This is a genomic window from Actinosynnema sp. NPDC002837 (assembly GCF_040295345.1).
In the GTDB taxonomy this organism is placed as follows: Bacteria; Actinomycetota; Actinomycetes; order Mycobacteriales; family Pseudonocardiaceae; genus Actinosynnema.
In genome coordinates this window covers 13,857-26,288 of the sequence record NZ_JBEOVG010000009.1, presented here as the reverse complement: position 1 = coordinate 26,288, position 12,432 = coordinate 13,857, and the positions used below count along the sequence as shown (strand labels likewise).

At 73.6% G+C, this 12,432-nt stretch carries 11 protein-coding genes; 6 read left to right on the top strand and 5 right to left on the bottom strand.

Annotated elements, in window-relative coordinates:
• Window positions 1–6: 6 nt before the first annotated feature.
• Window positions 7–1,305, bottom strand: coding sequence for a hypothetical protein (locus ABTZ99_RS09080; RefSeq protein WP_499610056.1), 1,299 nt, complete (start codon window positions 1,303–1,305; stop codon window positions 7–9).
• 95 nt (window positions 1,306–1,400) lie between these two features.
• Here ABTZ99_RS09080 and ABTZ99_RS09075 point away from each other — a divergent pair, with 95 nt between their 5' ends.
• From ABTZ99_RS09075 to ABTZ99_RS09055, 5 genes are all read left to right on the top strand, one after another.
• A complete protein-coding gene (locus tag ABTZ99_RS09075) occupies window positions 1,401–2,063 on the top strand; it encodes a glycosyltransferase family 2 protein (RefSeq protein ID WP_499610053.1) in 663 nt (220 codons plus the stop codon).
• A complete protein-coding gene (locus ABTZ99_RS09070) occupies window positions 2,063–2,731 on the top strand; it encodes a TIGR04282 family arsenosugar biosynthesis glycosyltransferase (protein ID WP_498781300.1) in 669 nt (222 codons plus the stop codon). Before ABTZ99_RS09075 ends, ABTZ99_RS09070 begins: the two co-directional genes overlap by 1 nt.
• A gap of 279 nt (window positions 2,732–3,010) precedes the next feature.
• Complete coding sequence (locus ABTZ99_RS09065) at window positions 3,011–3,613, top strand: SAM-dependent methyltransferase (RefSeq protein WP_499609746.1); 603 nt, start codon at window positions 3,011–3,013, stop codon at window positions 3,611–3,613.
• Entirely contained in the window at window positions 3,610–4,656 is a 1,047-nt protein-coding gene (locus ABTZ99_RS09060) for a molybdopterin-dependent oxidoreductase (RefSeq protein WP_498781297.1), read from the top strand. Before ABTZ99_RS09065 ends, ABTZ99_RS09060 begins: the two co-directional genes overlap by 4 nt.
• The gene (locus tag ABTZ99_RS09055; protein ID WP_499609743.1) at window positions 4,653–5,051 is read left to right on the top strand and encodes a hypothetical protein; all 399 of its coding nucleotides are present in this window, start codon (window positions 4,653–4,655) and stop codon (window positions 5,049–5,051) included. The genes ABTZ99_RS09060 and ABTZ99_RS09055 overlap by 4 nt, the downstream gene beginning before the upstream one ends.
• A gap of 72 nt (window positions 5,052–5,123) precedes the next feature.
• Here the strand turns inward: ABTZ99_RS09055 and ABTZ99_RS09050 are convergent, their stop codons facing one another.
• The 4 genes from ABTZ99_RS09050 to ABTZ99_RS09035 all read right to left on the bottom strand — a co-directional run bounded on the left by ABTZ99_RS09050 (window position 5,124) and on the right by ABTZ99_RS09035 (window position 10,974).
• Window positions 5,124–7,013, bottom strand: coding sequence for a S1C family serine protease (locus tag ABTZ99_RS09050; protein WP_499609741.1), 1,890 nt, complete (start codon window positions 7,011–7,013; stop codon window positions 5,124–5,126).
• An 88-nt stretch (window positions 7,014–7,101) separates the two neighbouring features.
• Complete coding sequence (gene galT / locus ABTZ99_RS09045; RefSeq protein WP_499609739.1) at window positions 7,102–8,181, bottom strand: galactose-1-phosphate uridylyltransferase; 1,080 nt, start codon at window positions 8,179–8,181, stop codon at window positions 7,102–7,104.
• On the bottom strand, window positions 8,178–8,975 hold the full coding sequence (locus ABTZ99_RS09040) for a DeoR/GlpR family DNA-binding transcription regulator (RefSeq protein WP_498781291.1): 798 nt from the start codon (window positions 8,973–8,975) through the stop codon (window positions 8,178–8,180). The genes galT and ABTZ99_RS09040 overlap by 4 nt, the downstream gene beginning before the upstream one ends.
• 1 nt (window position 8,976) lies before the next feature.
• On the bottom strand, window positions 8,977–10,974 hold the full coding sequence (locus tag ABTZ99_RS09035; protein WP_499609736.1) for a beta-galactosidase: 1,998 nt from the start codon (window positions 10,972–10,974) through the stop codon (window positions 8,977–8,979).
• A 157-nt stretch (window positions 10,975–11,131) separates the two neighbouring features.
• Here ABTZ99_RS09035 and ABTZ99_RS09030 point away from each other — a divergent pair, with 157 nt between their 5' ends.
• Entirely contained in the window at window positions 11,132–12,430 is a 1,299-nt protein-coding gene (locus ABTZ99_RS09030; RefSeq protein ID WP_499609733.1) for an ABC transporter substrate-binding protein, read from the top strand.
• The last annotated feature ends 2 nt before the right edge of the window (window positions 12,431–12,432 follow it).

The window sequence follows — 12,432 nt, the reverse complement described above, 5'->3', positions numbered from 1 at the left end:
CGCGCCTCACCAGTTGGTCAACAGGAGGTGGTTGACCGCGAGCGCGGTCACCGCTTGCGCCGCCAGCCACAGCCGCCGCCGGTCCGGCACGAGCACGACCAGCCACACGGTGAACGGCAGCCAGATCCGTTCCACCTCGGCCTTGCTCAAGCCGGACAGGTCGGCGGCCAGGATCGCCACCGCCGCCGCTGCCGCCAGTGTGACGGCGCCCCTGGCCATTGTGGTGCTGCCGCGCCACCGGGCCGCGAACGGCGCCAAACCGCAGGCGAACGCGGCGGCGGCCAGGTCGGCCCACACCCAGTAACCGTAGGCGCGGGGTGTCGCGATGCCCTGGTAGTACCGCTCGACGACCAGGTGGTAGCCGTCCAGCCACCAGAACCCCAGCGCCGCGAACACCACCACCACGGCCGACGCGCCCAGCACGGCCACGCCGATCCGCCGCCAGTCGCGCCCCGAAGGATGGAGCAACAGCACGACCAGGGCCAGCACACCGAGCAGCACCAGCCCGTACGACAGGAACACGCCGAAGCCCAGCACCACCCCGCCGGCCAACGCCCGCCGGGTCGCCAGCAACGCGATGCCGCACGCCGTGACGCCCGCGAACAGCCCGTCCGCCGACACGCCCATCCACACCGCGCCGGGGAACAGCGCCACGAACGGCAGCACGGCCCGCGCGTGCTCCTCGGAGACGAACGCGCGCACCGTCACCGGCACCGCGACCGCCGTCAGCGCGCCGACCAGCACCACGAACGCCGAGGCCCACGCGCCGCCGGACAGCCCGACCCGGTCCAGCCCGATGAACACCAGGAACGCGCCCGGCGGGTGCGCGGAGACGTGCGTGGCCCACGAGTCGGGCTGGTAGTCCAGGATGCGGGAGGAGAACTCGCGCAGCATCGCGCCCACGTCCGTCACGCCCGGGACTTCGTCCAGGTACTCGTGCTCCGTGGTCAGCCGGCCGGTGAAACCGCGTGCCCAGCCGTCCACCAGGGCCAGCGAGAACGTCCACGCCACGGCGGTCGCGTAACCCGCGCCGAGCGCGAGGCGCCACGACAGCCGCCCGGCCAGCGTCGGGCCCCACACCACGACCGCCAACGCCACCAGCACGGCGAGCGGCGTGCCGATGCCGACGTGCGGCAGCCACTCGGCGAACAGCGGCGGGGCGGGGGCGTGGACGCGGTCATCGGGCAGGATCGCGCCGGCCACGACGGCCGAGGCGACCAGGGCCGCGGCGGCCAGGACACGGAGCACACGCCCACGGTAAGGCCGGCGGAGGCCCGGTGGAGGCCTCGTGGCGGGATCCGTCAGCGGTCCGTAAGAACTGGCGCACACGTCATGATTCGGTAAGCGCCACAACGGTTTTCGGTCGCCCGCGACGGCCCATGCTGTGGTGCGTGGACGAAATCGACGTGGTGCTCCCCTGCCTGGACGAGGCGGCGGCGTTGCCGGGCGTGCTGCGGGCCATGCCCGCCGGCTACCGGCCATTGGTGGTGGACAACGGATCGCGTGACGGCTCACCCGAGATCGCCCGCTCGTTGGGCGCGGAGGTGGTGCACGAGCCGCGGCCCGGGTACGGCGCGGCCGTGCACACGGGGATCGAGCGCGCGCGCTCCGAAGTGGTGTGCGTGCTCGACGCGGACGGCTCGCTCGACCCGGGCCAGCTGCCGGAGCTGGTGGCGTTGCTCGGGCGGGCGGAGCTGGCCGTGGGGCGGCGGGTGCCGGGGGCGGGTAGTTGGCCGTGGCACGCGCGGGCGGGCAACGCGGTGCTGGCCGGGCTGCTGCGGCGCAAGGGGTTGGCGGTGCGGGACATCGCGCCGATGCGCGCGTTCCGCCGGCGGGACCTGCTGGAGCTGGGCGTCGAGGACCGGGCGTTCGGCTACCCGTTGGAGCTGCTGCTGCGTGCGGCGGCGGCCGGGTGGCGGGTGGTCGAGCGGGACGTGCGGTACGGGCCGCGGACGGCGGGCACGAAGTCGAAGGTGTCCGGCTCGGTGCTCGGGACCGTGCGGGCGGTGCGCGACATGGCGGCGGTGGTCCAGCGGGGCGTCGAGCAGGAGGGCGTGCGCTGATGACGTACTCCGCGAGCCTGCTGGTGGTGGCCAAGGCGCCGGTGCCGGGCCTGGCGAAGACCCGTCTCTGCCCTCCCGCGACGCCGGAGGAGGCGGCCGACATCGCCGCCGCCGCGCTGCTGGACACGCTCGACGCCGTGCTCGGCACGCCGGGCGTCCGGCCGGTGGTGGCGGTGACCGGGTCGCTCGGCGACGCCCGGCGGTCGGCCGAGATCCGGGCGGTGCTGCGGCGGTGCACCGTGCTGCCGCAGCGGGGCGGGTCGTTCGCCGACCGGTTGGCCAACGCGCACGCCGACGCGTACCGGGCGCACGGCCTGCCGGTGTTCCAGATCGGCATGGACACGCCTCAGCTCACGCCGGTGCTGCTGGCCGAGTCGGTCGACCGGCTGGCCGCGCGGGGCGCGGTGCTGGGTCCGGCGGCCGACGGAGGTTGGTGGGCGCTCGGGCTGGACGACCCGACGGTCGCCGCGAACCTCCGTTCCGTGCCGATGTCCCGGTCGGACACGGGCGCGTTGACGCTGCGGGCCTTGGGCGGCGCCGGCCGGGACATCGACCTGCTGCCCGTGCTGTCCGATGTGGACGACATGGCCACCGCTCGTGACGTCGCCGCCGCCGTGCCGACGACCCGCTTCGCCGCCGCTCTCGCACACCTGGGAGCCCTGCGATGACCACCGCCACCGCCCGCCCTGATCCGCAACACCGCCCGGACCCGCTCACCACGACACTCGCACCCGCCTGCGCCCCAAGACTTACGCAGCATTGCAATAACCACCGCCAGTACCCATCTCGACACGCAACCCACCACGCACGTCCGACTTCGTGCCGGACTTCGGGAGCACTGCAATGACCACCGCAGAAACGCACCCCGATACGCAATGCCGCACAACCCCGCTCGCCGCGGAACCACACGACCGCCGGAGGTCGCGTCGGGTGTGCGGAGCGCCGCGATGACCGCGTTCGACGTCGGCCTCAGCGGTGCGGAGTGCCGGCTCGAGCTGGCCGGCGGCGATCAGGTGCCCCTGCCGGTCGACCGGTGGCACGAGGACGCCGACGGGGCCGACCACGTCCTCCTCGACGCCTGCCACGGGCCGACCGTCGACCTCGGCTGCGGCCCCGGGCGGATGGTGGCCGCGCTCGTCCGGCGCGGGGTGGTGGCGTTGGGCGTGGACCACTCGCCGCTCGCCGTCGCCCTCACCCGGGCGAGAGGCGGACCCGCGCTGCACCGCGACCTGTTCGGCCGGCTGCCCGGCGCGGGCCGGTGGGCGCACGTGCTGCTCGCCGACGGCAACATCGGCATCGGCGGCGACCCCGTCGCGCTCCTCCGCCGCGCCCGCCAACTCCTGCGCCGGCACGGCACCGCGCTGGTCGAGGTCGAGCCGCCCGGCTGCGGGCTGCGCCGTGAACGCGCGCGGGTCGCCGGTGGCACGTGGTTCGACTGGGCGCGGGTCGACGCGCGGGCCGTCGTGCCGACCGCCGCATGGGCGGGCCTGGAGCCGCGGTGGGTGGTCGAGCGCGACGGGCGCTGGTTCGCCGAGTTGGTGCGGCCGTGAAGCGCACCTCCAGCCCTCACACCGCCACCCGGATCGGCCTGTGGCTGGGCATCGCGTTCGGCCTGTGCTTCGTCACCGGCCTGCTCAGCCACTACCTCCAGCACCCGCCCGGGTGGTTCGCCTGGCCCACCCGCCCGGTCTGGCTCTACCGGTTCACGCAGGGCGTGCACGTCACCTCGGGCGTGGCCGCGATCCCGCTGCTCCTGGCGAAGCTGTGGACGGTCTACCCGAAGCTGTTCGAACGGCCGGTGGTGAAGTCGCTGCCCCACGCCCTGGAACGCGGTTCGATCTTCGTGCTGCTCGGCGCGTCGTTCTTCGAGCTGGTCACCGGCCTGTTCAACGCCGCGCAGAACTACCCGTGGCAGTTCTTCTTCCCGACCGCGCACCACGCCGTGGCCTGGATCGCGGTCGGCGCGCTGCTGGTGCACGTCGCGGTCAAGCTGCCGCTCCTGCGCACGCCCGCCGAGGAGGTCCGCCGAGGCGCGCTCAGCCGACGCGGGTTCCTGCTCACCACGGGCGGCGCGGCGGCGGTCGCGGTGCTGGCCACGGCGGGCAGCACGGTGCCGTGGCTGCGGACCGCCTCCGTCCTCGGCACGCGGTCGGCCGCACTGCCCGTCAACCGCACCGCCACCGCCGCCGGCGTGCCCGCGGTGGACGACGACTGGCGGCTGACCGTCGGCGAACGCCGGTTCTCCCGCCGGGAGCTCGAAGCCCTGCCGCAGACCACGGCCGAGCTGCCGATCGCGTGCGTCGAGGGCTGGAGCGCGTCGGCGCGGTGGACCGGCGTGCCCGTGCGCGACCTGCTGGCGCTGGCGGGCCTCGAAGCCGGTGACGTCCGGGTGGAGTCGCTGGAACGCGACGGCCTCTACCGCGCGAGCACCCTGCCCGCCGCCCACGCCCGCGACCCGGTGACGCTGCTCGCGCTGCGGCTGAACGGCGAGACCCTGCCCCTGGACCACGGCTACCCGTGCCGGCTGATCGCACCGAGCCGACCGGGCGTGACGCAGACCAAGTGGGTCACCCGGCTGGAGGTCCTGCGATGAGGTGGGTGATCGGCGCGGTGGGTGTCGTCCTGGGCCTGTGGGGCGCGGTCCTCGTGCTGCCGCTGGTCTCGGTGGACCTGGCGCTGTGGTTCGTCGCGGGCCCGATCGTGCACGACGCGCTGCTCGCGCCGCTCTTCGCCGGCTTCGGCCTGCTGGTCGCCCGGTGGGCGCCGCAGCCGTGGCGGGCGGCCGTGGTGGTCGGCGGCACGTTCACCGGCGTGCTCGTGCTGCTCGCCGTGCCGCTGCTCTGGCGGCCGTTCGCGGGCGGGCCCAACCCCGGGCTGGTCGACCGGAACTATTCGGTCGGGCTGCTGGTGGCGGTCGGGGTGAGCTGGCTGGGCGTCCTCGCGGTCACCCTGGTGCGACGGCACAAGAGGCCGCACGCCGACAGGTGAGGGGCGGTCACCCGGGTCGGCATGCGGCCTCCACAACCGGCTCGGGGCACGGGAGCCGGTGGCTCGCGGGTGCTAGCGGACCTCGACGGGCTGGCTGCCGAGCGTGACCTCGACGGTGCGGTCCTCGCCGATGGTGAGCTGCACCTTCTCGCCCGGCGCGCGGGACCGGACGGCCGCGACCAGGGAGTCGGAGGCCTCGATGGGCCGGTCGCCGAACTTGGTGATCACGTCGCCGGACTTGATGCCCGCCGCCTCGGCCGCGCCGCCGGCGGTCACGTCGCGGACCACCGCGCCGCCCCGCGGCGAGTCGCCCACCTGGACGCCGAGCACGGTCTGGGTGGCCTTGCCGGTCTCCGACAGCTCCTTGGCCGTGCGGCGGGCCTGGTCGATCGGGATGGCGAAGCCGATGCCGACCGAGCCGCCCTGCGCGGACTGGCTGGAGTTCGGGCTGTAGATGGCCGAGTTGATGCCGACGACCTGGCCGCGCATGTTCACCAGCGGGCCGCCCGAGTTGCCGGGGTTGATCGCGGCGTCGGTCTGGATGGCGTTGAGCACGGTGTCCACACCGCCCTGCTGGCCGCCGGCGCGCACCGGGCGGTTCAGCGAGCTGACGATGCCGGAGGTGACCGTGCCGTTGAGGTCGAACGGCGAGCCGACGGCCACGACGTCCTGGCCGATCCGCAGGTCGCCGGAGTTGCCGAGCTCGGCCGTGGGCAGGCCGGAGACGTCCTCCATCTTCAGCACGGCCAGGTCGGACGTCGGGTCGCGGCCGACGATCTTCGCGTCGAACGAGCGGCCGTCCTGGAGCTGGACCGCGATGGGCCCGCCGTTCGCGGCGCTCTCGACCACGTGGTTGTTGGTCAGCACCAAGCCGTCGGAGCTGAGCGTGAAGCCGGACCCGGCGCCGCCGTTGACCTGCACCTGCACCACGGTCGGCAGCACCTTCTGCGCCACCTGCTCGATCGAGCCGTCCGGGGCGTCGGTGCTCTGCTGGGCGGGCGGGGCCTGGTTGAGCGCATTGGTCACGGGCCTGGACTGCTCGGCGGCCTGGAAGCCGACGTACCCGCCGACGCCGCCCGCGACGCCGCCGACGGCGAGCACGAGCGCGGCGACGCCCGCCACGACCTTGCCGCGGCCCCGCGGCGGGCGCGGTGCGGCGCCGACCGACCCGGGCGGCGCGTAGTAGGGGCCCGACACGCCGGGCTGCGCCGACCCCGAAGGGGAGTGGGCCGGCGAGCCCGGGTGTTCCGGGGCGCCGGTCTGCGGAGCGCCGTGCGGACCCGCGTGCTCCGGGCGGTGGAAGCCCGCGTGCCAGGCATCCGGCCCGGATCCCGGCAGCCCGGCGCCGCCCTGCACGGCGCCGGGACCACCGGTTCCGGGATGGCCGGCGCCGCCCTGCACAGCACCGACCACACCTGCTCCGGTCGGGCCGGCGCCGCCCTGCACAGCGCCGGCCTGACCGGTTCCCGACTGGCCGGCGGCACCCTGCGAGGCGGCCGGCGAGCCGAAGTCATCCGGGCGACCGGGACGCGACCACGCGTCCGGCGACCCGGGCACGGGCTCGGCGGCGCTCGCGTGCGGAGCGGCCGGCGAGCCGGGGTTCGAGGCGGCAGCGGTCGTCGTCACGCTGTCCGGGTACAGGTCGGCCGGGTGGCCGGTGTTCCCCCGCGGAACACCGGCCGACCCCGCCGCCGACGGGTCGGCCCCTACCGCCGGCCCGTCGGTCACGTCCTCCGGCCGCGCCGAGGCTCCCTGCCAGGCACCTCCCGCGCCGGTGGACTCCGACGACGCACCGGTGCCGCCCTGCACGGCACCGGTGTCGTCGCTGTCCGGCCGACCAGCACCCTGCTGCTGGGAGCCGGCGTCCTCATGACCGAGCCCGGCGCCCCCGCGCGCCCACGGGCTCCGCGGCTGAGCCGGCTGAGACTGCGGTGGCTGCTTCGGCTGCTCGTCTTCGGTCATGTCCACCACTCTGCGGTGCCCGCCTGAGAGCAGCCTTAAACGAAACTGGGCATCCCTTGTGAGTCGGTGCGGGTTTCCGGGCCGTGGTTCAGCCGCGCAGCCTCTCGGCGATCTGCTCCGGCGTGGCGTCGTTCACCCACACGCCCATGCCCGACTCGGAGCCGGCCAGGTACTTCAGCTTGTCCGCCGCACGCAGCACCGAGAACACCTCCAGGTGCAGCCAGGCCAGGTCACGGCCGGTGCGCACGGGCGCCTGGTGCCACGCCGCGATGTAGGGCAGCGGGCGGTCGTAGAGGGCGTCCAGGCGGTGCAGCACGGTCAGGTAGAGCCCCGCGAAGTCGTCCCGCTCGGCGTCCGTCAGCGCGGGCAGGTCCGGCGCTTGGCGGTGCGGGACCAGGTGCACCTCGACCGGCCACCGGGCCGCGGCGGGCACGAACGCCGTCCAGTGCTCACTTTCGGCGATAACCCGGGTCCCGGCCGCACGTTCAGCCGCCAGGATGTCACCCATCAGTGGACGACCGTGTGACGCCTGGTAGTCCGCCGCGACGGCGAGCATCCGTTCCGTCTTCGGGGTCACGAAGGGGTAGCCGTAGATCTGGCCGTGCGGGTGCGACAGCGTCACGCCGATCTCTTCGCCCCGGTTCTCGAACGGGAAGACCTGCTCGACGCCCGGGGTCGCGTTCAACGCCGCCGTGCGGTCCGCCCACGCGTCCACCACCGTGCGCACCCGCGAGGCGGGCAGCGAGCCGAACGACGTGTCGTGGTCGGACGTGAAGCACATGACCTCGCACCGGCCGCGCCCGGCCGCCCGCGCCACCATCGGCATCCCGTCCACAGTGGACGGCAGCTCCGGCACGCCCTGCGCGAACGACGGGAACCGGTTCTCGAACACCACCACGTCGTAGGACGACTCGGGCACCTCGGTCGGCTTGCCGGGCGTCGACGGGCACAGCGGGCACAGGTCGGCCGGCGGCTTGTACGTGCGGGTCTGCCGGTGCGCGGCCATCGCCACCCACTCGCCGGTCAACGGGTCGCGCCGCACCTCCGACAGCGGCTGCGCGCGCGGCAGGTCGCGGGTGTCGACCGCGTCGCGCGGCGGCGCGTCCGGGGTGTCGTCGAAGTAGATGATCTCGCGACCATCGGCAAGCTTCCCCGCCGTGCGCCTCACGCCAGTTCCTCTCCGCGGCCCGGCACGTGCGCCAGGACCAGTTCGCCGACCTGATCGCCGAGCACCGTCCGCGCCGGCTCGGCCAATCCCTCGTCGGTCACCAGCACGTCCGCCTCGTCCAGCGCGGCGATGGTGGAGATGCCGACGGTGCCCCACTTGGTGTGGTCGGCGACCACGACGACCCGCCCGGCCGCGTCGACCAGCGCGCGGTCGGTCTCGCTCTCGTTCAGGTTGGGCGTGGTGAAGCCGGAGCGCTCGGCCATGCCGTGCACGCCGAGGAACACCACGTCCAGGTGCAGCGACCGCAGCGCCTGCACGGCCACCGGCCCGACCAGCGCGTCCGACGGCGTGCGCACCCCGCCGGTGAGCACCACCGTGCGGTCGGTGCGCCCGCTCTGCTGCAGCACGTCGGCGATCCGGATCGAGTTCGTCACCACGGTCAGGTCCGGGATGTCGTCCAGGAACCGCGCCAGCGTCCACGTCGTGGTGCCCGCCGACAGGCCGATCGCCGTGCCGGGGCGCACGAGGCCCGCAGCGAACGCGGCGATGGCCTCCTTCTCCGGCAGCTGGCGCACCGACTTGGCCTCGAAACCGGGCTCGTCGGTGCTGCGGCCGACCACGGACGTGGCGCCGCCGTACACCTTCTCCACCAGGCCGCGGGCGGCCAGCACGTCCAGGTCGCGGCGCACGGTCATGTCCGAGACGCCCAGCCGGACGACCAGGTCGCTCACCCGCACCGCGCCGGTGCGGCGGACCTCTTCCAGGATCACCGCTTGTCGCTGGCGTGCCAGCACCTCACACCTCTTCTTCCCGGACCACGACCACGCCGCCGGCGGGCACGACCACGCTGCCGGACGCACGCGCGCCGGACAGCAGCTCGACACCCACCGCGGGCAGCTCGGCGTCGCCGTCGGAGTGGTTGACCGCGACCAGCCACGATACGGCGGAGCCGGCCACCTCACCGCGCCGACGCACCACCTCGACGTCACCGCCCGGCCCGGACGGGACGCCCGCCTGATCGAGCGCGGTCCGCACCAGCCGCTCCAGCCCGTCGCCGACCAGGCCGCACGCCACGTACCAGGCGACGCCCCCGCCGCGCTCGTTGCGGGTCACGGCGGGCACGCCGGGCAGCGGGCCGTCGGCGTAGGAGGCGATCACCTCCGCGCCGCGGGCGTGCAGGTGCTCGGTCCAGACGGCGGCCGACGAGCCGTCGTCCAGCGAAGCGGTCTGCCCCGCGCGCAGCGGGTGGAACTCCTCGGTCCGCACGCCGAGCAGCTCGCGGAACGCGCCGGGGTAGCCGCCCAGGTGCACGTGGCCGCGCGTGTCCGTGACGCCGGACAGGTACGTGACCAGCACGTGCCCGCCCGCCGCGACGTACTCCTCGTACGGCGTCGCGTCGTCCACCGCGTACAGCGCCGGCAGCACGACCAGCCGGTAGGAGGACAGGTCCGCGCCCGGCGGCACGAAGTCGACCGTCACCCCCGCCCGCCACAGCGCCCGGTAGTACGCGAGGACGTGCTCGGGGTAGGCGAAGTCCTCCGTCGGGTGGGCGGACTGGCCGAGCGCCCACCACGACTCCCAGTCGAAGACGACGGCGACCGGCGCGTCCACCGTGGAGCCGACGACCTCGGCGATCCGCTGGTACTCGGCCCCGACCTGCTCGACCTCGCGGAACACCTTCGTGTCCGGCCCCGCGTGCGGCACCATCGCCGAGTGGTAGCGCTCCGCGCCCGCCCGCGACTGCCGCCACTGGAAGAACAGCGTGCCGTCCGCGCCGCGGGCCAGGTGCGCGTAGGAGTTGCGGCGCAGCTCGCCGGGCAGCTTGGCGATGTTGCGCGGCTGCCAGTTCACCGCCGACGTGGAGTGCTCCATCAGCAGCCAGGGCCGCCCGCCCGCGAGGCCGCGCACCAGGTCGGCGGAGTACGCCAGGTGGACGTGCCGGTCGGGGTCCTCGCCGAACGTGTAGTGGTCGTTGGAGACGAAGTCGACCTCGGCGGCCCACTTCCAGTAGTCGAGCCCGGAGAACGCGGCGGCCATGAAGTTCGTGGTCACCGGCACGTCCGGGGTGACCTCGCGCAGCACGTCCCGCTCGGCCTTGTACAGCTCGAGCAGCGCGTCGGAGGAGAACCGGTCGAAGTCGAGCAGCTGGCCGGGGTTGTGCAGCGCCGGCGTGGCCCGCGGCGGCAGGACCTGGTCCCACGACGTGTAGCGCTGGCTCCAGAACGCCGTGCCCCACGCCTCGTTCAGCACGTCGAGCGTCCCGTGGCGGGCGCGCAGCCAGGCGCGGAACGCCACCGCGCACCGGTCGCAGTAGCAGCGCGGGACGTGGCAGCCGTACTCGTTGTTGACGTGCCACGCGGACAGCGCCGGGTGGTCGCGGTAGCGCTCGGCCAGCGCGCGGGCCAGCGCCACGGCCTTGGTCCGGTAGACCGGCGAGCTCGGGCAGTAGGACTGGCGCGAGCCGTGCACGAGCCGGACGCCCTCGGCGGTCTCCGGCAGCATCTCGGGGTGCGCGGTGGTCAGCCACGGCGGCGGCGCGGCGGTCGCGGTGGCCAGGTCGACCCGGATGCCGCCCGCGTGCAAACGGTCGAGCACGCGGTCCAACCAGCCGAACTCGTAGCGGCCCTCTTCCACTTCCAGCAGCGCCCAGGAGAAGATCGCCACGCTCACCAGGTTGACCCCGGCCCGGCGCATCAGCTCGACGTCGTCGTCCCAGACGTCCTCCGGCCACTGCTCGGGGTTGTAGTCGGCGCCCCAGGCCAGGCCTCGCACGCGGGTGGGCCAAGTCGTCATGGCACAAGAGTGGTCGATTTGCGGCGAAAACGTCAACACAGTCCAACAAGAACCGTCGGATAGCTTGACATTCCGTGTGGCGCAGCCCACATTGTGAGGCCTCTTGTTGACTCTTTGTTCACTTGGCTTCCGCTGAGTGTCACCCGGAGGAGCGACGATGACGAGGTTCTCCGCCAGCACCCACCCCCTGCTGGGCCGCCGCGCGCTGTTGAGGGCGATCGTCGCGGGCGCGGGCGTCGCGGCCGTGCCCGGCCTGGCCGCGTGCGGCTCCGACGGCGGGGCCGCCGCCACCGACACCGTGTCGTTCGGCAACAACCAGTCCGACCAGGTGCCGAAGGACGCGATCACCGCCGTGCTCAAGGCGTTCGAGGGCGAGTCGGGCCTCAAGGTCGCGATCAACACCAAGCAGCACGAGCAGTACCAGGAGCAGATCAACAACTACCTGCAGGGCAAGCCGGACGACGTGCTGGCGTGGTTCGCGGGCTACCGGATGCGGTTCTTCGCCGAGAAGGGCCTGACCGGCGACCTGAGCGAGGTGTGGTCGAAGGTCTCCGCCGGGTACGAGCCCGCGTTGAAGGAGGCGTCCACGGCCTCGGACGGCAAGCAGTACCTGATCCCGTTCGTGCAGTACCCGTGGGGCGTGTTCTACCGCAAGAGCGTCTGGCAGCAGCGCGGGTACGAGCAGCCGAAGACGCTGGACGAGCTCGTCGCGCTGTCCACGAGGATGCAGGCGGACGGGCTGGTGCCGATCGCGTTCGCGCAGAAGCAGGGCTGGCCCGGCATGGGCACGTTCGACCAGCTGAACTTCCGGCTCAACGGCTACCAGTTCCACGTCGACCTCATGGCGGGCAAGGAGGACTGGCAGGGGCCGAAGGTGCGGGAGGTGTTCGACACCTGGAAGCGGCTGCTGCCGTTCCACCAGGAGAACGCCCTGGGCCGGGAGTGGCAGGAGGCCGCGCAGGCGTTGCAGCAGGGCAAGGCGGGCATGTACCTGCTCGGCTCGTTCGTGGCGCAGCAGTTCAAGGGCGCCGAGGTGGACGACCTGGACTTCTTCCCCTACCCGGAGATCAACCCCGAGCACGGCCAGGACACCGTGGAGGCGCCGATCGACGGCTTCATGATGTCCCGCAAGCCCGCCAACCCCGAGGGCGCGCGCAAGCTGCTGGAGTACCTGTCCACGCCCGCCGCGCAGCTCGCCTACGTCAAGGCCGACCCGAGCCAGGTCGCCGCGTCGAACAAGGCCGAGACGACCGGCTACAACGCGTTGCAGAAGAAGTCGGCGCAGGTGATCAAGGAAGCCGCGCACATCACGCAGTTCCTCGACCGGGACACCGACCCGCGCTTCGCCAGCGACGCGGCGACCAACGGGCTCAACGCGTTCATCCAGAACCCCGACGACCTCGACTCGATCCTCAAGGGCATGGCCGACCAGGCCAAGACGATCTTCACCGGGTGACG